At 65.4% G+C, this 21,991-nt stretch carries 13 protein-coding genes; 9 read left to right on the forward strand and 4 right to left on the reverse strand.

From position 1 onward, the window contains the following. Positions 1-109: 109 nt before the first annotated feature. Together NZL82_RS05875 and NZL82_RS05880 are read left to right on the forward strand one after the other, a co-directional pair. Positions 110-1,198, forward strand: a complete 1,089-nt coding sequence (locus NZL82_RS05875; protein WP_261268843.1) for a catalase family protein — start codon at positions 110-112, stop codon at positions 1,196-1,198. A gap of 28 nt (positions 1,199-1,226) precedes the next feature. Continuing rightward, complete coding sequence (locus tag NZL82_RS05880) at positions 1,227-2,000, forward strand: metallophosphoesterase (protein WP_261268844.1); 774 nt, start codon at positions 1,227-1,229, stop codon at positions 1,998-2,000. 45 nt (positions 2,001-2,045) lie between these two features. On the opposite strand, the gene NZL82_RS05885 is transcribed toward NZL82_RS05880, so the two are convergent. Beyond that, positions 2,046-3,272: a hypothetical protein gene (locus NZL82_RS05885; RefSeq protein WP_261268845.1), complete on the reverse strand. Its 1,227-nt coding sequence runs from the start codon at positions 3,270-3,272 to the stop codon at positions 2,046-2,048. Positions 3,273-3,679: 407 nt separating this feature from the next. Between NZL82_RS05885 and rpoB the strand changes: the two genes are divergently transcribed. The 3 genes from rpoB to NZL82_RS05900 all read left to right on the forward strand — a co-directional run bounded on the left by rpoB (position 3,680) and on the right by NZL82_RS05900 (position 12,677). Further along, entirely contained in the window at positions 3,680-7,858 is a 4,179-nt protein-coding gene (gene rpoB, locus NZL82_RS05890; protein WP_261268846.1) for a DNA-directed RNA polymerase subunit beta, read from the forward strand. An 84-nt stretch (positions 7,859-7,942) separates the two neighbouring features. Continuing rightward, positions 7,943-12,229: a DNA-directed RNA polymerase subunit beta' gene (gene rpoC / locus NZL82_RS05895; protein ID WP_261268847.1), complete on the forward strand. Its 4,287-nt coding sequence runs from the start codon at positions 7,943-7,945 to the stop codon at positions 12,227-12,229. Positions 12,230-12,497: 268 nt separating this feature from the next. Next, positions 12,498-12,677 carry a hypothetical protein gene (locus NZL82_RS05900; RefSeq protein WP_261268848.1) on the forward strand — a complete coding sequence of 60 codons (180 nt, stop codon included), beginning with the start codon at positions 12,498-12,500 and terminating at the stop codon, positions 12,675-12,677. Positions 12,678-12,987: 310 nt separating this feature from the next. On the opposite strand, the gene NZL82_RS05905 is transcribed toward NZL82_RS05900, so the two are convergent. After that, positions 12,988-14,043, reverse strand: a complete 1,056-nt coding sequence (locus tag NZL82_RS05905; protein ID WP_261268849.1) for a hypothetical protein — start codon at positions 14,041-14,043, stop codon at positions 12,988-12,990. Between the two features lie 236 nt (positions 14,044-14,279). On the opposite strand from NZL82_RS05905, the gene NZL82_RS05910 reads away from it, so the two are divergent. Further along, the gene (locus tag NZL82_RS05910; RefSeq protein ID WP_261268850.1) at positions 14,280-15,956 is read left to right on the forward strand and encodes a hypothetical protein; all 1,677 of its coding nucleotides are present in this window, start codon (positions 14,280-14,282) and stop codon (positions 15,954-15,956) included. Positions 15,957-16,107: 151 nt separating this feature from the next. Here the strand turns inward: NZL82_RS05910 and rplL are convergent, their stop codons facing one another. Next, the gene (gene rplL, locus NZL82_RS05915) at positions 16,108-16,482 is read right to left on the reverse strand and encodes a 50S ribosomal protein L7/L12 (protein ID WP_007403895.1); all 375 of its coding nucleotides are present in this window, start codon (positions 16,480-16,482) and stop codon (positions 16,108-16,110) included. Positions 16,483-16,555: 73 nt separating this feature from the next. Further along, complete coding sequence (gene rplJ, locus NZL82_RS05920; RefSeq protein WP_261268851.1) at positions 16,556-17,077, reverse strand: 50S ribosomal protein L10; 522 nt, start codon at positions 17,075-17,077, stop codon at positions 16,556-16,558. Between the two features lie 446 nt (positions 17,078-17,523). Here rplJ and NZL82_RS05925 point away from each other — a divergent pair, with 446 nt between their 5' ends. The 3 genes from NZL82_RS05925 (at position 17,524) to NZL82_RS05935 (ending at position 21,945) form a co-directional block, all read left to right on the forward strand. Next, the gene (locus tag NZL82_RS05925) at positions 17,524-20,004 is read left to right on the forward strand and encodes a PhoX family phosphatase (protein WP_261268852.1); all 2,481 of its coding nucleotides are present in this window, start codon (positions 17,524-17,526) and stop codon (positions 20,002-20,004) included. A 108-nt stretch (positions 20,005-20,112) separates the two neighbouring features. Further along, on the forward strand, positions 20,113-21,201 hold the full coding sequence (locus tag NZL82_RS05930; protein WP_261268853.1) for a lactonase family protein: 1,089 nt from the start codon (positions 20,113-20,115) through the stop codon (positions 21,199-21,201). 75 nt (positions 21,202-21,276) lie between these two features. Beyond that, positions 21,277-21,945 (forward strand): HPP family protein, encoded by a 669-nt coding sequence (locus NZL82_RS05935; protein ID WP_261268854.1) that lies wholly within the window; start codon positions 21,277-21,279, stop codon positions 21,943-21,945. Positions 21,946-21,991: the final 46 nt, after the last annotated feature.

Genomic DNA, 21,991 nt, shown 5'->3' on the forward strand with positions numbered 1-21,991 from the left:
TCGCGCTTTATTCCCCGGCGCGGGGGCTTTGGCGACGGGCACGTCCCATTCCCCGCAAGGAACGCTATCGGGCAACATGGGTTGGAGGAGGCTTGCAGGGAGAGCCCCCATGAAGACCCCCGTCCCATTCACCCCCCAGGTCGAAGACGTGAAGCCCGAAGAGGGCGAAACCGTCGACCAGATGAAACAGTCGTTCGAACATATCCTCGACACCACGTCCAACGACTATGGCCACGGCGTCCGCGCGGTCCATGCCAAGGCGCATGGCATCATCCGGGGCAAGCTGAAGGTCCACGACACTCTCCCCGCCGAACTGGCGCAGGGGCTGTTCGCGACGCCCGGCAAGTATGACGCGGTGGCGCGCATCTCAACCAATCCGGGCGACATATTGGACGATGCGATCGGCCTGCCGCGCGGGCTGGCGCTGAAGGTGATCGGGGTCGAGGGCGAGCGGCTGCCCGGCTCAGAAGGCGATGCGACCCAGGATTTCGTGATGGCCAATGCACCGGTCTTCACCGCGCCGACCGCGGACGCCTTTGCCAAGAATCTGAAGATGCTGGCTTCCACCACCGACAAGTTCGAGGGCGGCAAGAAACTGCTGTCGGGCATCCTGCGCGGGGTCGAGGCGACGCTGGAGACGGTCGGGATCGAGAGCGCGACGCTCAAGACGCTGGGCGGGGCCAAGCAGGCCCACCCGCTGGGCGAGACCTATTACAGCCAGACGCCGTTCCGGTACGGTGACCATATTGCCAAGTTCGCGCTGTTCCCGGTCAGCCCCGCCTTGACCCAGTTGACCGGCGATACGGTCGACACGCAGGACCGCCCCGATGCGCTGCGTGAAGTGGTTCGCGAGGTGATGATCGAGCAAGGCGGCCAGTGGGAGTTGCGCGTCCAGCTCAATCGCGATCTCGACGCCATGCCGATCGAGGATGCGACCGCCGAGTGGAGCGAAGAAGACAGCCCCTATGTCACCGTCGCGACCTTCACCGCCGCCCCGCAGATCAGCTGGCGCGACGGCGAGACCAATGCGATCGACGATGCGCTGTCCTACAGCATCTGGCACGGACTGGCGGCGCACCGGCCGCTGGGCAACATCAACCGCGCGCGCAAGGATACCTATCGCTTCTCGGCCGAGTATCGCGGCCGGGTGAATGGCTGCCCGATGCACGAGCCGCGCGAACTGGCCGAGTTGCCGTGATGCGCCCGCAAAGGCTAGGACGCGCGGCATGATCCGCCTATTTCATGTCAGCGACGTGCATTTCGGTGCCGAAGACCCCGCCGCGCTCGCTTGGTTCGCCGAACGGGTCGCGGTGGAAAAGCCCGATGCGGTCATCATGACCGGCGACCTGACGATGCGGGCGACCAAGCGCGAATTCCAGGCGGGCGGCGAGTGGCTGCAATCGCTGGGCGTGCCGGTGACGGTCGAGGTCGGCAATCACGACATCCCCTATTATTGGGACCCGTTCCGCCGGTTCTTCGCGCCCTATCAACGCTATGCGGCGGTGGAGCGGATGATCGAGAAGCCGCTCGACCTGCCGGGCGTGACGGTGGTGCCGCTCAAGACCACGGCGCGGGCGCAGTGGCGGTGGAACTGGTCGAAAGGGCGGGTCAGCCTCAGCTCGCTTCGCCGAGCGCTCGCGCTGATCGAACAAGCGCCCAAAGATCATCTGATCCTGGTCGCCGCGCATCACCCCTTGATCGAGGGCGGCACCAAGGGGACCGCCAAGACCCGCAATGGCGACGAGGCATTGACGCAATTGGCGGCGGCGGGCGCGCATGCGGTGCTGTCGGGGCATGTCCACGACCCGTTCGACGTGCCGGTGGACCGCCATGGCTGGATCATCCGGATGATTGGCGCGGGCACCCTGTCCAAGCGAACGCGCAAGACGCCGCCCGCCTTCAACGAAATCCGCATCGAGGGTCAGGGTTTCGAGACGCTGGTCCGTCGCTTCGGCGAGACCGCGCCGCACGTCATTACCGAGGATATGCGGGCGGGTTGATCCAAAGGCGCCGCGCAGGTCGAAGCTGACGCCTCGACCCCGGCTTCACCCCTTCATGACATGCGGCCTGGCCGCGACCTGATCGTACATCCGCCCCGGCTGATCCAGCCAGATCGGCGACAGCTTGGATGAATCGGTCCGCTCCAGCCCGACCGCATAGGCGCAGCGCGATACGCCCCAGTCGGTATGCGCGGCGGCGGCCAAGATGGGCACGAACATCGGGCGTCCGGCGGCATCGATCACATGGATCGCCTCGCGCGGCAGGGCGGTGACGCCGCGCACCGTGCGGCTTTCGCCGGCGGCCAGGACGAAGGGCGGCACGATCGGGCGGCCCTGCGGCTGGCGCGCGAGTTCGATCAACTGGGCGTCGAGCCCGGCATGCGCGCTGAGCAGCCGCAGATCGACCGCGACCCGCCCGATCGGCGTCGCGCCGGTGTTGCGCACCGTCACCTCCGCCTCGATCGTCGCGGTCAGCATGTTCAGTCCAACGCGCAACGGGCGTGCCTCGACCGACAGGAAGCTGGGTTCGGGCGGCAGCGGCGGGGCGGCAGGCTGGGCCGGGACCGGCTGCGCGGCAGGTTGTGGCGCGCGGGGCGCGGCGGATTCGGCCGGGCGATCGGCGGGCGGCGCGGCGGGGGCGATCGTCGGTGCGGGCAGGGCTTGGGGACGACGGCTGCGGCGGCCCAGCCACAGGCCGATGGCGAGCGCGGCCAGCCCCGTACCGATCAGCAGCGGCCAGAAGGGAAGGTCACGCTCGGGCTCGCCCGCCTCCGGCGCGGCGGTGCCGGGGGCGACGATGGCGGGATTGGCCGTCTGGCCATTGGTGATCGTCATCCCCTCCGCGCCCGGATCGGGTTGAACGCCAATCGGCGTTTCGGGGTCGGGCAAGCGGGTCGCGGGCGGCTCCGGCGAGGGGGCGGGCGTCGGCGCCTCGACCGGGGTCGGGCTGGGCGCTGGAGCCGGGGTGGCGCGTGGCGTGGGACGCGGAGTCGGCGTGGCGCGCGGGGTCGGGGTCGGCTCCGGCGTGGCCTGGCTCGGCAGGACGAGGCGTGGCGTGGGCGGCGTCGGCACAGGCGTCTGGGTGCCCGACGGGGTGGTGGTGCGCGGGCTCAGGCTGAACCCGTCCAGTCCATTGGTGGAGGGGCGGGCGGCGGCGTCGCCATCCTGGGGCGCGGTCTGGGCGAGGGCGGGCGCGGCCAGCATCGGAGCGAGCACCGGCGCCAGCGTCAGGGCAAGGAGGCGCGCGATGCGACGCGGCCCGGACGATGTCATGAAAGGCATTCCTCGTGGTAACTATAGTCTTCACCGGCCGTTCGGGCCACGGGCCCGACCGCTAAGCCGTGCCCGGTGAGACCGGCGGATGCAAGCCCTTGTGTACCGCGATATGCGGCCAATATATGGCAGAGCCGCCCTGATCGCGCGCTTTCCGGGAACTTTCCCCGCGCGGGTGCGTGGCGGGTTTGACACCGGGAGGTATCGCTCCTATATCGCGGTTACTCACCACAATCTTCGGGAAATGATGCGCCTTCGCGCAGCGTGTCGGTCGAATGGAGGATTGCTGGTTTAACGGACGCCGGATGCCGCCGCAGATATTTGCGAGCGGCCTTTCGGCGTCTGTCGTTGCGTCTGGTCCGGAGGCATCCGGGCAGTGATTTATGGCTGACGAGGCAGACAGACCCATGGCAACCAAGGCGATCGACAGCGGCTCCGCCCCGCGCAAGGGCGATGGCGGCACCGCCAAGCGGCGTATCCGCAAGGTATTCGGCGACATCCACGAAGTGGTGCAGATGCCGAACCTGATCGAGGTTCAGCGCGAAAGCTACGAGCAGTTCCTGCGCTCGGACAAGTCCACGGGCCATGTCTCGGGGCTGGAAAAGACGCTGCGCAGCGTCTTCCCGATCCAGGATTTCGCGGGCACCGCCTATCTCGACTTCGACGATTACGTCCTCGAGGACCCGAAGTTCGACGTGGAAGAATGCCGCCAGCGGGGCATCACCTATGCCGCGCCGATGCGCGTCACGCTGCGCCTGACCGCGTTCGAGGTCGATCCCGACACCGAAGCCAAGTCGGTCATCGATATCAAGGAGCAGGACGTCTACATGGGCGACATGCCCCTGATGACGGAGAACGGCACCTTCTTCATCAACGGCACCGAGCGCGTCATCGTCAGCCAGATGCACCGTTCGCCGGGCGTGCTGTTCGACCATGACCGCGGCAAGACCCATGCCTCGGGCAAGTATCTGTTCGCCGCGCGCGTGATTCCGTATCGCGGCTCGTGGTTGGACTTCGAGTTCGACGCCAAGGACATCGTCAACGTCCGTATCGACCGCAAGCGCAAGCTGCCGGTGACGGCGCTGCTCTATGCGCTGGGCATGAACTCGGAAGAGATCCTCAACTATTTCTACAACCGCCTGACCTTCGTTCGCGGCGATGGCGGCTGGAAGATCCCGTTCCAGGCCGAGAACTGGCGCGGTGCCAAGCCGATGTTCGACATCGTCGACGCCAGCTCGGGCGAGGTGGTGTTCCCCGCCGGTCAGAAGATTTCGCCCCGCGCCGCCAACAAGGCGGCCAAGGACGGCCTGTCGCAGCTGCTGATCCCGACCGAGGAAATCTTCGGCCGCTATTCGGCCTATGACCTGATCAACGAGCAGACCGGCGAAATCTACGTCGAAGCCGGTGACGAGATCAGCGCCGAGAACCTCGAAGCGTTGGACAAGGCGGGCGTCGACACGATCGAGCTGCTCGACATCGACCATGTCGCGACCGGTCCCTGGATCCGCAACACGCTGAAGGCCGACAAGGCCGAAGAGCGCGAGCAGGCGCTGTCGGACATCTACCGCGTCATGCGCCCCGGCGAGCCGCCGACGCTGGAAACCGCGGAAGCGCTGTTCTCCGGCCTGTTCTTCGATCCCGATCGCTACGACCTGTCGGCCGTGGGTCGCGTCAAGCTGAACATGCGCCTCGACCTCGACTGCCCGGATACGGTCACCACGCTGCGCACCGAGGATATCCTCTCGGTCGTCAAGACGCTGGTCGATCTGAAGGACGGCAAGGGCGAGATCGACGATATCGACAATCTTGGCAACCGCCGCGTGCGTTCGGTGGGCGAGCTGCTGGAGAACCAGTATCGCGTCGGCCTGCTGCGCATGGAACGTGCGGTCAAGGAGCGCATGTCGTCGGTCGACGTGTCGACGGTGATGCCGAACGACCTGATCAACGCCAAGCCCGCGGTCGCCGCGGTGCGCGAGTTCTTCGGCTCGTCGCAGCTGTCGCAGTTCATGGACCAGACCAACCCGCTCTCCGAAGTGACGCACAAGCGTCGCGTCTCGGCGCTCGGGCCGGGCGGTCTGACGCGTGAGCGTGCGGGCTTCGAAGTCCGCGACGTTCACCCGACGCACTATGGCCGTATCTGCCCGATCGAAACGCCGGAAGGCCCGAACATCGGTCTGATCAACTCGCTGTCGACCTTCGCCCGCGTCAACAAGTACGGCTTCATCGAGACGCCGTACCGCAAGGTGATCGACGGCAAGGTGACCGACGAGGTCGTGTACCTGTCGGCGATGGAGGAGCAGAAGCACACCGTCGCACAGGCTTCGGCTGCGACGGATGCGGACAACCGCTTCACCGAGGATCTGGTCTCGGCGCGTCAGGCGGGCGAGTTCCTGATGGCGCTGCCCGATCAGATCACGCTGATGGACGTCAGCCCCAAGCAGCTCGTCTCGGTCGCCGCCTCGCTCATTCCGTTCCTGGAAAACGACGACGCCAACCGCGCGCTCATGGGCTCGAACATGCAGCGTCAGGCCGTGCCGCTGGTGAAGGCGGAAGCGCCCTTCGTCGGCACCGGCATGGAAGAGACGGTGGCCCGCGACTCGGGCGCGGCGATCGCGGCGAAGCGCGCCGGTATCGTCGACCAGGTCGATGCGTCGCGTATCGTGGTTCGCGCGACCGGCGAGGTCGATGCGGGCAAGTCGGGCGTCGACATCTACACGCTGATGAAGTTCCAGCGTTCGAACCAGTCGACCTGCATCAACCAGCGTCCGCTGGTGAAGGTGGGCGACGTCGTGAAGGCGGGCGACGTGATCGCCGACGGCCCCTCAACCGAGTTCGGTGAGCTGGCGCTGGGCCGTAACGCGCTCGTCGCGTTCATGCCCTGGAACGGCTACAATTATGAGGACTCGATCCTCATCTCCGAGCGGATCGTGAAGGACGACGTGTTCACGTCGATCCATATCGACGAGTTCGAAGTCATGGCGCGCGACACCAAGCTCGGGCCGGAAGACATCACCCGCGACATTCCGAACGTGGGTGAAGAGGCGCTGCGCAACCTCGACGAGGCGGGCATCGTCTATGTCGGGGCCGAGGTGGAGCCGGGCGACATCCTGGTCGGCAAGATCACGCCGAAGGGCGAATCGCCGATGACGCCGGAAGAAAAGCTCCTCCGCGCGATCTTCGGTGAAAAGGCCAGCGACGTGCGCGACACCTCGCTTCGCCTGCCGCCGGGCGTGGCCGGTACGATCGTCGACGTGCGCGTCTTCAATCGTCACGGCATCGACAAGGACGAGCGCGCGATGGCGATCGAGCGCGAGGAGATCGAGCGTCTGAAGAAGGACGCCGATGACGAGCGCACGATCCTCAACCGGGCGACCTGGAGCCGCCTGCGCGAGATGCTGCTCGACCAGACCGCCACTGCCGCGCCCAAGGGCGTGAAGAAGGGCATCGTCATCGATGCCGAGGTGCTGGAATCGGTCGATCGTCACGAATGGTGGAAGTTCGCCGTCGCCGACGACGCGCGCCAGAGCGATCTGGAAGCGGTCAAGGCGCAGTATGACGAAGCCGCCAAGCGGATCACGGACAAGTTCCATGACCGCCGCGACAAGCTGGAGCGTGGTGACGAGCTGCCGCCGGGCGTGCTGAAGATGGTCAAGGTCTTCGTCGCGGTGAAGCGCAAGCTGCAGCCGGGCGACAAGATGGCCGGCCGTCACGGCAATAAGGGCGTCATCAGCCGCATCCTGCCGCAGGAGGATATGCCCTTCCTTGCGGACGGTACGCCGGTCGATCTCGTGCTGAACCCGCTGGGCGTGCCGTCGCGCATGAACGTCGGTCAGATCTTCGAGACCCACCTGGGCTGGGCGGCGCGCAACTTGGGTATGCAGGTCGCGGCGCAGCTCGAGGATTGGCGCGAAGCCAACCCCGACGCCAAGCCGGGCGCGGTGCCGGAAGCGGTGAAGTCGCGGCTCGTGGAAATCTACGGCGATCACTATGCCGAAGACATCCAGAACCGGGACGATGAGGAAGTGGCCGAGCTGGTCCAGAACATTCGCACCGGCGTGCCGATGGGGACCCCGGTGTTCGACGGCGCGCGCGAGAGCGACGTGTCGGCGATGCTGGAGCTGGCGGGCCTTCACACCTCGGGCCAGTCGGACCTGTTCGACGGGCGCACCGGCGATCAGTTCGACCGCAAGGTGACCGTGGGCATCATCTACATGCTGAAGCTCCACCACCTGGTCGACGACAAGATCCACGCGCGTTCGATCGGGCCGTACTCGCTCGTTACCCAGCAGCCGCTGGGTGGTAAGGCGCAGTTCGGTGGCCAGCGCTTCGGTGAGATGGAAGTGTGGGCGCTGCAGGCTTATGGCGCGGCGTACACGCTCCAGGAAATGCTGACGGTGAAGTCGGACGACGTGGTCGGCCGCACCAAGGTCTACGAGGCGATCGTCAAGGGCGACGATACCTTCGAGGCGGGCATCCCGGAGAGCTTCAACGTGCTGGTCAAGGAAATGCGCTCGCTGGGTCTCAACGTCGACCTCAAGTCGATGGAAGACGCCCAGGACGACGGTCTGGCCGAGGCGGCGGAGTAAGAAACGGAGCCGGTGGGGCCACCCGCCCCGCCGGCGCCTTTCTCGCTCGCCCGATGAATTTTCCCTCCCTGTGAGGAAAGCAAAATGAACGAACTGACCAACTTCGCCAATCCGGTGGCCAAGCCGGAAACCTTCGACCAGATTCAGATCGGTATCGCGTCGCCCGATAAGATCCGCTCCTGGTCGTTCGGCGAGATCAAGAAGCCCGAGACGATCAACTATCGCACGTTCAAGCCGGAACGTGACGGCCTGTTCTGCGCGCGCATCTTCGGTCCGATCAAGGATTACGAATGCTTGTGCGGCAAGTACAAGCGCATGAAGTACAAGGGCATCGTCTGCGAAAAGTGCGGTGTCGAAGTCACGGTGTCGAAGGTCCGCCGCGAGCGGATGGGCCATATCGAACTGGCGGCGCCCGTCGCGCACATCTGGTTCCTGAAGTCGCTGCCGTCGCGCATCGGCCTGCTGCTCGACATGCAGCTCAAGCAGCTCGAGCGCGTGCTGTACTTCGAAGCCTATATCGTCATCGAGCCGGGCCTGACCCCGCTGGAGAAGTATCAGCTTCTCACCGAGGACGAACTGCTCGACGCGCAGGATGAATATGGCGAGGACGCCTTCTCTGCCGGGATCGGCGCGGAAGCGGTCCGCATCATGCTCGAAAGCCTCGACCTCGAGGGCGAGCGCGTGCAGCTTCTGGAAGAGCTGGCGACGACCAAGTCGGAGCTGAAGCCCAAGAAGATCATCAAGCGCCTGAAGGTCGTCGAGAGCTTCATCGAATCGGGCAACCGTCCCGAATGGATGATCCTGGAAGTGATCCCGGTCATCCCGCCCGAGCTGCGCCCGCTGGTGCCGCTGGACGGTGGCCGCTTCGCGACCTCGGACCTGAACGACCTGTATCGCCGCGTCATCAACCGCAACAACCGCCTGAAGCGCCTGATGGAGCTGCGTGCGCCGGACATCATCGTCCGCAACGAAAAGCGCATGTTGCAGGAAGCGGTCGACGCGCTGTTCGATAACGGCCGTCGCGGCCGCACGATCACGGGCGCCAACAAGCGTCCGCTGAAGTCGCTGTCCGACATGCTGAAGGGCAAGCAGGGCCGCTTCCGTCAGAACCTTCTCGGCAAGCGCGTCGACTATTCGGGCCGTTCGGTCATCGTGACCGGTCCGGAGCTGAAGCTGCACCAGTGCGGCCTGCCGAAGAAGATGGCGCTCGAGCTGTTCAAGCCGTTCATCTATGCCCGTCTGGACGCCAAGGGTCTGTCGATGACCCTGAAGCAGGCCAAGAAGTGGGTCGAGAAGGAGCGCAAGGAAGTCTGGGACATCCTGGACGAGGTGATCCGCGAGCACCCGGTCATGCTGAACCGTGCGCCGACGCTTCACCGTCTGGGCATCCAGGCGTTCGAGCCGGTGCTGATCGAGGGCAAGGCGATCCAGCTTCACCCGCTGGTCTGCTCGGCGTTCAACGCCGACTTCGACGGCGACCAGATGGCCGTTCACGTCCCGCTGTCGCTCGAAGCGCAGCTGGAAGCGCGCGTCCTGATGATGTCGACCAACAACATCCTGTCGCCCGCCAACGGCAAGCCGATCATCGTGCCGTCGCAGGACATGGTGCTGGGCCTGTACTACCTTTCGCTCGAAAAGCAGAAGGAACCGGGCGAGGGCATGATGCTGGCGGACATGGAGGAGGTCCATCAGGCCCTCTTCGCCGGTGCCGTCACGCTGCACACCAAGATCATCAGTCGCGTTCCGCAGACCGATGAGAATGGCGAGCAGTATCTCAAGCGCTATGAGACCACGCCGGGTCGCATGCTGCTGGGCGAGTGCCTGCCCAAGAGCCACAAGGTGCCCTTCGACATCGTCAACCGCGTCCTGACCAAGAAGGACGTCGGCGAGGTGATCGACGAGGTGTATCGTCACACCGGCCAGAAGGAGACCGTGCTGTTCGCCGACGCGATCATGGCGCTGGGCTTCCGTCACGCGTTCCGCGCCGGCATCTCGTTCGGCAAGGACGACATGATCATCGCGCCGGACAAGGATCGTCTGGTCGACGAGACGCGCGAGCAGGTGAAGGACTTCGAGCAGCAGTATCAGGACGGCCTGATCACGCAGCAGGAGAAGTACAACAAGGTGATCGACGCCTGGAGCCGTTGCGGCGACCAGGTCGCGAACTCGATGATGAACGAGATCAAGGCGGTCCGGCATTATGAGGACGGTCCGATGACCGGCCGCGAAAAGCCGATCAACTCGATCTACATGATGGCCCACTCGGGCGCGCGTGGTAGCCCCGCGCAGATCAAGCAGCTGGCGGGCATGCGCGGCCTGATGGCCAAGCCGTCGGGCGAGATCATCGAAACGCCGATCATCTCGAACTTCAAGGAAGGTCTGACCGTTCTTGAATACTTCAACTCGACCCACGGCGCGCGTAAGGGCCTGGCCGACACGGCACTGAAGACGGCGAACTCGGGTTACCTGACCCGCCGTCTGGTCGACGTGTCGCAGGACTGCGTCATCATCGAAGAGGATTGCGGCACGACCCGCGCCCTCGAGATGAAGGCAATCGTGCAGGGCGGTTCGACCATCGCCTCGCTCGGCGAGCGTATCCTGGGCCGCACCACGGCCGAGGAAATCGTCAACGCCAAGACCGGCGAAGTCATCATCGCATCGGGCGTCCTGCTCGACGAGCCGATGGTGGCCAAGATCGAGGCGGCGAACACCCAGTCGGTCAAGATCCGCAGCCCGCTGGTCTGCGAATCGAAGGTCGGGGTGTGCGGCAAATGCTATGGCCGTGACCTCGCCCGCGGTACGCCGGTGAACATCGGCGAAGCGGTCGGCGTCATCGCGGCGCAGTCGATCGGTGAGCCGGGTACGCAGCTGACCATGCGTACCTTCCACATCGGTGGCGCGGCGCAGCTGAACGAGCAGTCGAACCTGGAAGCAGCGGTGGACGGTGTCGTCCAGTTCCGCGACCTGCGTCTGATCGTCGACCAGCGTGGTCGTCGCGTGGTGCTGAGCCGTTCGGGTGAGATCGCGATCGTCGACATGGACGGCCGCGAGCTGTCGGTGGATCGTATCCCCTACGGTGCGTACGTGCTGTTCGACGATGGTCACATCGTGTCGAAGGGCGACCGCATGGCCGAGTGGGATCCGTTCACCATGCCGGTGATCACGGAAAACCCCGGTACGGTGAAGTTCCAGGACCTCATCGAGGGCAAGACCCTGACCGAGCAGGTCGACGAAGCGACGGGTATCGCCCAGCGCGTCGTCACCGAGTACCGCGCCTCGACCAAGTCGAAGGAGGATCTGCGTCCGCGCATGACCCTGCTCGACGACAATTCGGGCGAGGCCGGCCGCTACATGCTGGCGCCGGGTGCGACGCTCTCGGTCGAGGACGGTGCGCAGGTGCAGGGCGGTGACGTTCTGGCCCGTGTCGCTCGCGAGTCGGCCAAGACCCGCGACATCACCGGCGGTCTGCCGCGCGTCGCCGAGCTGTTCGAGGCACGCGTTCCCAAGGACTCGGCGATCATCGCCAAGGTCTCGGGCCGTGTCGTGTTCGGCAAGGATTACAAGGCGAAGCGCAAAATCGGCATCCAGCCCGAGGATGGCGGCGAGGTCGTCGAGTATCTGGTGCCCAAGTCGAAGGTGATCGACGTTCAGGAAGGCGACTACGTCAAGCGTGGCGACAACCTGATCGGCGGCTCGCCCGATCCGCACGACATTCTGGAAACGATGGGCGTGGAGCCGCTGGCCGAATATCTGGTCAGCGAAATCCAGGAAGTGTATCGACTCCAGGGCGTGAAGATCAACGACAAGCACATCGAGACGATCGTTCGTCAGATGCTGCAGAAGGTCGAGATCACCGATGGCGGCGACACCACGCTGCTGAAGGGCGAGCAGGTCGATCGCGAGGAAATGGACGCGATCAACGACAAGCTCGACGCGAACCAGGCGCGTGCGCAGGGCAAGCCCGTCCTGCTCGGCATCACCAAGGCGTCGCTGCAGACCCGCAGCTTCATCTCGGCGGCGTCGTTCCAGGAGACCACCCGCGTCCTCACCGAGGCGGCGGTCCAGGGCAAGCAGGACACGCTGATGGGCCTGAAGGAGAATGTCATCGTCGGCCGCCTGATCCCGGCGGGTACCGGCGCTGGCATGAACCGCCTGCGCGTGGCGGCCTCCAGCCGCGATGCCGCGCTCCGCGCCCAGCAGCGCAAGCTGGCCGAGGCGATCATCGCACCGGTCAGCGCCGCCGAGCAGCGGGCAGCGGAAAATGCTCGTTCGCCGCGTGAGGACGTCGGTACCGGCAACGACCCGCTGGCAGAGGTTGCGCCTTCGGGTCACGGCACCGATGCGGATGCCGGTGAGTATCTGAACGACTGATCCGGCTAAGGGATTGAAAACGAAAGGCTGCCGTCCGGGAAACCGGGCGGCGGTTTTTTATGGGCGACGCTTTATCCTTTGATAGAGACGCCGACCGGGCCGGGCGGGCATGACGCATTGCGACGAAAATGGCGGATTTGCGCCGAATGGAGGGTGTGGAAAGCTCCGGAATGGGAACCGAAACACCCTCCCAACCATATACAAATATTGGAGAAGATCCCGGAGGCGCGCGGGTTATTGGCACGCCGACGGGTCCCGGAGACCTGAAATGACGTCCCCCGAGATTGACGAAGACTATTTCTACCAGCGTGCCGAAACCGAACTCGAACTGGCCCAGAAAGCGACCCATCCGGCAGCGGTTCGAGCCCATTATATCATCGCCAACCATTATCTGGACCGCGTGTACAGCCAGCCAGACACGACGGCCGTGATCGAGGCGGCGGAGTAAATCTTCCGGGATTTCGGGGTCTTGAGCGGGGCGTCAGCGTCAGGATCGTCGCCTTGGCTTGCCTGGACACCCTCCTTTGGCGAGATGGGTAGCTATGGTCGCTAGGGCGACGGTTGCACCCTTCTTCCCACTTGGCGAAGGTCGGGAATTTGGTTTGGAGCGCTGGTCGACGCCAAACCGGATACCTGCATTGGCCGGTGAGGCGTGTCAGGGAATAGGCGGTCGCTTTCGAAGAGACCTCTTGCAAGAAACCATGGCGTGACGGTTCACCGCTGCCGGCCGGTGTCGGAAGCGAGTCGCTGCCCCGATCCTACAGGTCCGAGAACAACTGGCGCGTCCGATGGGGCGTTGTGCCGGGGATGGTTGCGGCAAAGGCGAGCAGATCGCGTTCGAATCGGGCGCGGGCAGCAACCGTCTTGCGACCGTTTTCCTGAAAGTCCGGGCGGTCGTCCTTATCGAGTTCGGCCACTTGCTTCGCCCACCGATCGGCGGCCGTGGCGGCGTTGGTTCGCGCCTCGATGGGCGGTACGGGCGGAGGCGGGTTGCGGCCGAGCAGGGCACCGACCTTGGCGAGGAAGCGATCAAGGTCTTTCTGGGTGCCGCGGATCGTGCACTCCGCCGCCGCCGTGCCCCTGAAGCAATCGAGGTCATGGGCCGTCCGGGCATAGTCGGCCATGTTGGCATAAGCTCGGTCGAACGCGGTGCGGCGAGACGCCGTCCAGGAGCGTTGCCATATTGCGATGGTGCGGGCCCGGCTCTGGTCCTGCAGCCGCGCATCATGCGAAGCGCAGAGGCCACCGCTCGCGCCACTGCTGGCGTCGGCGCAAATGTCGAAGGGCTTGGCACCCGACGCGTTGGACAGCCTGGACAGATTTGCGATCCGATCCTGTGTCGCGGCGGGCGCGTCGTCGATTCCGCAGGCCATGTGGATCGCCCGCTCAATGTCACGCGGGCCGCCCCAGCCATTGGCATAGGCGACCGCCAGAATGCCGGGACCGGTGAAATAGGGATTGGGCTTATCGCTCCCACTGTCACGTTCCAGCATGGCGCACTGCCGTGCCGCCATCGGATCGGCCGGTCGCCCGATGCCATAGAGCAGGGCCTCGCTGTCGCAGTCCTTCAGCGCCGTCGCCTGCGCTGCGCTCGGCCGTTCGGACGCCGCGGGTTCGCGGTCGATCAGCTTTCGACACAGGGCCTGCGACGGTGCGGCTTCGGCACGATAGGGCGAGCCATCGAGATAGGACAGGTCGGCCGTCGACCAATCATAGCGGGTCGCGGACGATGCGATCAGCCACGGCGCGCTCGCCATCGTCAGCCAGCGGAGCGAACCGGGCAACATGGCGGAAGCGAGGCGTGGCGTGGACACGGGGCAGGCCCTCGAAGAGATGCTGCGCCTATTCTTGGCCTGATTTTTTCGATGGCAAGGCTTTTCGCAAAACCATGGGGTTACGATACGGTCCCGTCCAAACGGGTACCCAGGGGGCGATCAGTGGGCTCGACAGGGACGATCCGGATCCATAGGCGACCGGCATGGATCGATCGCCATCCCCTCAGCCTTCTCCCTTGTCGGCACCGCACGGGGGCGCGTCGCGCGTCACCGCCATGGTGGCGTTTGCCTTGGCCTATGTGATCGCGATGCTCATCGTCTTCCGCGTGCCGATCGCCAGCGGTTTCGATCTGGGGTTCGGGGACCGGGCGGATGCGATGATCGAGATGACCATCCTCGAACATTGGCGCAACGTGCTGCACGGCGTGTCGGCATGGGATAGCACGCTCTACTTTCACCCCTATCGCGGCACGCTGGGGTATAATGACGGCTATTTCCTCTATGGCCTCGTCTATTCCTTCTGGCGGATCTTCGTCGATCCCTTTCATGCCGATACGCTGAACATCCTGACCTTCAAGACGATCGGCTTCGTCTTTGCCTATGCGCTGGTCGTCCGAAGCCTGGGCTGGGGGCGAAAGGCGGGGCTGTTCGTCGCGCTATCCTGGACGATCGCGAGCAATATCGGGCTGCAGGCCGTTCATGCACAGTTGCAGAGCGTCGGCTTGCTGCCCCTGGCGATGATGCTGGCGATCAGGTGCGTGCGAGCGGAGGCCGAGGGGCGGGGCGGCCCCGCACGCGCACAGGCGGTGGCGCTGGCGGCGCTGATGGCGGCATGGCTGATGACCTCTTATTACATGGCCTGGTTCACCATCTTCTCGGCCTGCCTGTTCGTGCTGTGCTGGAGCATCCTGACCGGTCATGCCCGACCCGCGGCATTGTGGCGGCTGATCCGGGCCCATGCGGGCGTGATCGCCTGGGGAATGGGCGCTTTCGCGATCCTGATTCTGCCTTTCCTCATCGTCTATCTGCCCAAGCTGCACGAAACGGGGGGCGAGGCCTATGACGATATGCTGGGCTATCTGATCACCCCGGTCATCGACATGATCAATGTCGGTCCGGACAATTACCTCTGGGGCTGGCTGTTCCGCCCGTTGTTGGCGATGGTTCATGAGGCAATGCCGCAGGATCCCGCCTTGCCGGGCCGTGTGCTGCGCGGAGAGCATGAGGTCGGGATCCCGCCCATCCTGTGCGGTTTGCTGATCGTCGCGGCATGGGGAATCGTCATGCGTCGCCGCATGATGGACGGCACCGTGGCCTCCACCCTATGGCGCGCCTTTGCACTGGCGATGATCGTCGCCTGGATGCTGACGCTGCAATTCGGGAAGGTGTCGCCCTGGAACCTGGTCTTCTTCCTGGTGCCGGGGGCGAAGGGGATGCGGGTCGTGTCCCGCTATCAGCTTTGGCTGACGCTGCCGTTCCTCCTGATCGTGGTGAGCGCCTGGCGGGCGCGCGCCGCCGCGCTGATGCGGTCGCGACCCTTGTGGGCGGGGGCGATCGTCGCGCTCCTGTTCGCGGAAAATCTGACGGCGGAGACGGCCGCACAACTCAGCCGCCGGATTCAGCGTACGGCGCTCGATGCGATTCCGCCGCCACCGGCGGGATGCGATGGCTTTTACGTGGTGGCGACGCGGGTGGGCGAGCGCCTCTATGTCAATGCGGAGCTGAACGCGCTCTATCCGCACAATGTCGATGCGATGTTCCTGGCCGAGCAATGGCGGGTGCCGACGGTAAACGGCTTTTCGACTTTTAACCCCCCCGACTGGCATTTCGACGACCCAGGCGCGGCGGATTATGATGCACGGGCGATGATCTATATCCGGCGGCATGGGCTGAAGAATATGTGCCGGCTGGACATGCGCGCGGCGCGCCCATGGAGCCGGGTCGCAGGGTAGGATGGGAATGCCGACCGCCCCGATGTGGGGGCGGTGGCGCGCCTCTGGCTTGGTGGCGCCGCGCAAAAGAAAAGGGCGACCCCCGCGAAGGGGCCGCCCTTTCTTTAGCTCGCCAAGCGAACGGGTGCGGAGGTTGCCCCCCGCAGTCCGATTACTTGAGCTCGACGGTCGCGCCGGCTTCTTCGAGCTGCTTCTTGATCTTCTCGGCCTCGTCCTTGGCAATGCCTTCCTTGACGGGCTTCGGAGCGCCTTCGACCAGCGCCTTGGCTTCGGTCAGGCCCAGGCCGGTGATCGCACGGACTTCCTTGATGACGTTGATCTTCTTGCCACCGTCGCCGGTGAGGATCACGTCGAACTCGGTCTTCTCTTCAGCGGCCGGAGCAGCAGCGCCGCCAGCAGCAGGAGCAGCGGCAACGGCCGCAGCGGCCGAGACGCCCCACTTCTCTTCGAGCATCTTCGAGAGCTCAGCGGCCTCGAGGACGGTCAGCTCGCTCAGCTGGTCAACCAGCGCGTTCAGGTCTGCCATGTTCTTATCTCCAATACGGGCCGTCTAAAATGGCCCGAGTGTGTCAGTTCAAATCGTCGTATTCGCCCGAAGTTCAGGCGGCTTCCTTGTCCTTGTCGGCATAAGCCGCGAGGACGCGGGCGATCTGCGCCGCGGGAGCCTGGGTGATGGTGGCCAGCTTCGTCGCCGGAGCGACGATAAGACCAACCAGCTTCGCCCGGAGCTCGTCCAGCGAGGGCAGAGTCGCCAGCGCCTGCACGCCTGCGACATCAAGGACATTCGCACCCATCGATCCGCCGACGATCTCGAACTTGTCGGTCGTCTTGGCGAATTCCACGGCCACCTTGGCGGCGGCCACGGGATCGATCGAGCTGGCAATGCCGACGGGACCCGTCAGCATGTCAGCGACACCGGCATAGTCGGTGCCCTGGGCTGCGATCTTGGCAAGCCGGTTCTTCGAGACCTTGTAGGACGCGCCGGCTTCCCGCATCTTCGTGCGCAGGGCCGTCGACTGGGCGACGGTCATGCCGTGGTTGCGGGTGATGACCACCACGCCAACCTCGTTGAAGTTGCGGTTCAGTTCGGCGACGGCCTGGCTCTTTTGATCGCGATCCATGCCATTCTCCATGGTTGGAACGACCGCGAACGGTCATCCCGGTTGCTTGACCGGGGGGTGTGACCACCCCTCGGGGTGTCCAGCGATGGGGAATGGGCAACCGACGCGTCAGAGTAACGCGGGGCAGACCGGACGTGACCAGCGATGCTGGAGCGACCGGCAAAATCCTTTTCCCCGTCTCGGCAGGAGATTAAGCCAGGGCATATTCCCCGGCACCTGCTGTCTTGGACGGAATCCGAACAGGCAAGCCCATTCGGATGCGGGGGTGCGCCTAGCCGGATCGGCGCGGGGAGTCAAGCGCCAGGCCATAATGACGCCCATGTCATACTGGCGTCATTCCGGCGTCACCGACATGACGCCGAAATGAAGCCGGAATGACTTGGTTGGACGGCAAACGGCGCATGAGAGACCGCGCCTTTCCTCGCGCGGTGCCCGGGGGACATTCCATGTCGGATATCAACAGCCTGATCGCCTATGACGATGGCGACATCGATACCAACCGCTCCGCCAATACGCATATGAGTGACCTGATCGCCACCCGCCTGTCGCGCCGCCAGACGCTGCGCCACGGCGTATCGGCGATGACGACGGCGTTGTTCGGCGGCATGTTGCTGGCAGGGTGCGACGACGAGAATCCGCAAGCCGTCACCGCCACCGCCGCGGGCAGCACCGCCAGCGTCGCGGCGGGGCGTCCCGTCACTCTGACCGGCACGGTGGGCAGCGGGCAGGTCGCCAATGTGAACTGGAGCCAGACGGCAGGCCCCTCGGTCACGCTGACCAACGCCAATCAACTGGTCGCCTCGTTCCGCGCGCCTGCGGTCGCCACCGCGACCCAGCTCGGCTTCAATCTGGAGATCACCAGCCGCGACGGTTTGGTCACGAACAACAGCGTGACCGTCACCGTTACGCCGATCACGCTCGACTTCACTGCCGTCCCGCACAGCCTGGCCGACGTCGTCACCGTGCCTTCGGGCTATAGCGTGACCGTGCTCTATCGTCTGGGCGATCCGATCGCCTCGGGTGTCGCGGCCTATGCCAATAACGGCACCGATACCAATTTCGCGCAGCGCGCAGGCGACCATCATGACGGCATGAGCTATTTCGGCCTGGCGGCATCGGGCACCAATCCAGACCCGAATAACAGCACGCGCGGCCTTCTGGTTCTCAACCATGAGAATATCAGCGAGCAGTATCTGCACGTCAACGGTCAGACCCCGGTGCCCCGCCCCGAAGGCGAGGCGATCAAGGAAATCGAGTGCCACGGCGTCTCCGTGATCGAGGTGACGCGGAGCAGCAGCGGCTGGACCTATGTCCAGGCCTCCGCGCTGAACCGTCGTATCACGCCCAACACCCCGATGGCATTCAGCGGTCCGGTCAAGGGCAGCGCGTGGCTGAAGACGGCCTATTCGGCCGATGGCACCATGGGGCGCGGAACGATCAACAACTGCGCCAACGGCACGATGGCGTGGAATACCTACCTGACCAATGAAGAGAATTGGGCAGGCTATTTCCGCCGGGCGACCGGTGACGCGGCCGTGCGCACCGCGACGACGCCCAAGCAGAACACCTCGCTCGCCCGCTATGGCATCAGCGAAGGCCGCTCGGGCAATTATGGCTGGACCACGGTGACGCCGTCGGACGCGTCGAGCACCATCTTCCGCCGCTGGAACGCGACCGCCAATGCTGCGCTCGCCGCCGATGGCACGGCCGATTTCCGCCACGAGCCATTCCAGTTCGGCTGGGTGGTCGAGATCGATCCGTTCAACCCGAACTCGACCCCGCGCAAGCGCACCGCGCTCGGCCGTATGAACCATGAAGGTTGCCAGAGCGGCCGGATGATCGCGGGTGTCCGCCCCGCCTTCTACATGGGCGACGACGCGCAGAACGAATATATCTACAAGTTCGTCTCGGCGACGCCGTGGAACGCCTCGGATGCGAGCGCCAGCGACCGTCTGGCGGTGGGCGACAAATATCTCGACAACGGCACGCTCTATGTCGCCAAGTTCAATGCGGACGGCACCGGCCAGTGGATGCCGCTGGTGTTCGGCCAGAACGGACTGACCGCGTCGAACAGCGTCTATCCCTTCGCCGACCAGGCCGATGTCCTGATCAACACCCGTCTGGCGGGCGATGCGCTGGGCGCGACCAAGATGGACCGCCCGGAATGGACCGCGGTCAATCCGGCGACCGGCGAGATGTATTGCACGCTGACCAACAACAGCTCGCGCAAGCCGGTCGCGTCGGGCAGTCAGACCAGTGTCGATGCGGCGAATCCGCGCGCCTATGTCGATCCGCCCTCGACCTCGGTCGGCAACCGCAATGGCCACATCATCCGCCTCCGCGAGACCGGCGACACGACCGAAGCGACCAGCTTCACTTGGGACGTCTATGCCTTTGGCGCGGGCGCGGATCTGGACCCGACCAATATCAACCTGTCGGGGCTCGATGCGACCAACGACTTCTCCTCGCCCGACGGCCTGTGGTTCAGCCTGCCGAGCAATGTCGCTGGCCAGGCGACGCCGGTGATGTGGATCCAGACCGATGACGGCGCCTTCACCGACGTCACCAACTGCATGATGCTGGCCGCAATTCCCGGCCGGGTCGGTGACGGCGGCACGCGTTCGGTGACGAGCAGCGCGGGCGGGGCCTCGGCCACCGTCACCACGCGGATCGGCAAGGCACCGGGCGTCACGCTGAAGCGTTTCCTGGTGGGGCCGAAGCAGTGCGAGATCACCGGTATCCACTCGACGCCGGACGGTACCTCGGTCTTCGTCAACATCCAGCATCCGGGCGAGGGCGCGACGACCCCGTCGGCACCGACCAGCAACTGGCCCGACAGCCAGGGCGGCAGCGCGGCGGCGACGATCCGCCCGCGTTCGGCGACCATCGTCATCACCAAGAATGACGGCGGCGTGGTCGCAATCTGATCGGCTGCCAATAATCGTTGATCGCATCGCAGGGCCCAGGGGGCGGGAAGGTGATTGCCTTCCCGCCCCCTTTGTCGTTTGAAGGGGCGACGAAAAAAGGGGAGAGGCATGACGACCACACGACGCGAGATCATGGTCGGGGTGGCCGCGATCGGGCTGAGCACGGCGATCGAGCCTGCACTGGCACAAGGACCGGGCAGCGATCGCCTGATCGCGGGCACCTATGCCAATGAGGGTGGCAAGGGCCTGTATCCGATCGCGAACGGACGCGTCGGGCGTCCCGTGGCGGACATCGTCAATGCCTCCTATGGCGTGGGGAACGGTCCGGGCGGCGCCTTTTACCTCTTGCGCGAACAGGCGGAGGGACGGGTCGCTGCCTATGGCCCCGGCTGGCGGTCGCGGGGCGGGGCCTCGACCGGTGGCGCAGACCCGTGTCACGCCGTGCTCGACCGCTCCTCGGCCTGTCTGGCGGTCGCCAATTATTCCAGCGGGTCGGTCGCCTTCTACCGGCTCGACCGGCGGACCGGTGCGCCGGGTGAGGCACAGATCTTCCAGCATCGGGGCAAGGGCCCGAACGCCGAGCGCCAGGCCGGGCCGCATGCGCATTGGGTGGGGTTCAGCCCCGATCGGCGCTGGCTGCATGCGGTCGATCTGGGGGCGGATGCCATTTTCGCCTATCGCTTCGATCCCGCCGCGCGAACCCTCGCCGAACCGGTCGTGGCTTGGAGCGCGCCGGCGGGCGCGGGGCCGCGTCATATGGTCCGCCATCCGACCCTGGCGCGGGCTTATGTCGCGTGCGAGTTGCAGACGCGGCTGTTCGTCCTTGACGCCCTGCCCGATGGCCGGTTCCGCACAGCGGGCGAGCACGCGCTGGTGCCCGAGGGTGGTCCCGCATCCTATGCCGCGCATATCGCGATCGATCGTGCCGGGCGGACGCTCTACGTCTCCAATCGCGGGGCGAACAGCATCACCGTCTTCTCCCTCGACGCCAGGGGCGAGCCCACGCTGGTGCAGCATGTCCCGACCGGCGGCAACTGGCCGCGTTTCTTCCTGTTGCGCGAGGGACGACGCGAGATGCTGGTCGCCAATGAGCGGTCGGGGACGGTCAATGCCTTTCGTATCGGCCGGGACGGGCGATTGACCGCAACGGGGCAGAGCCTCGCCATTCCAGGCGTGGCGTTCCTGGCAGAGGTCTGATCGCGAAGAGAAAATAGGTCTGTACCAAGGCTTTGGCGGTGGCGAGGATGGTCGCGCGGGCATAGACGCACGCTCATGCGCTTCTTCAGACTATTGTTGGCCGGAGCCACATGGCCGGGGCGGCTGATCGCCTGTATCGGGGCGGTGATCGGCATCGCCCTGACCATTGTCGTGTGCGGCGGATTGCCGCCGCTCGGCCCCGACCTGCCGATCATCGTCGCGCCGCTGGGGGCGTCCGCCGTGCTGGTCTTCGCCGTTCCGAGCAGTCCGCTGGCGCAGCCCTGGTCGGTGGTCGGGGGCAATGTCCTGTCGACGCTGGTCGGGGTGGCGATGTTTCAGGCGATCCCCTCGCTCCCGCTGGCGGCGGGCTGCGCGGTGGGCGGGGCGATCCTGGTCATGTCGCTGGCGCGTTGCCTGCATCCGCCGGGTGGGGCGGCGGCGCTGACCGCTGTGATCGGAAGCCAGGGCATCCATGCGGCGGGCTTCGCCTTCGCCTTCGCACCGGTCGCGATCAACTCGATCGCGCTGGTGGCGTTGGGCATGTTCTTCCACCGCGCAACGGGGCGCAGCTATCCACACGAGCCGGCGGTGATCCCGCCCACGCCTGTCGCCCTGATCCGGCCCGAGGATGTCGACGCCGCGCTGGAAGACATGCACGAAAGCTTCGACATCGCGCGAGAGGATCTGGACACGCTGCTCGCCCATGCCGAGCGTCATGCGCGGGCCAAGGTTGGGGGCCGGTGAGGGGCGTGGCCTTCGACTTCGCTCAGGCTGAACGGACCTTGGGATA

The organism is Sphingomonas sp. LC-1 (assembly GCF_025371035.1).
Classification (GTDB): domain Bacteria; phylum Pseudomonadota; class Alphaproteobacteria; order Sphingomonadales; family Sphingomonadaceae; genus Sphingomonas; species Sphingomonas sanguinis_E.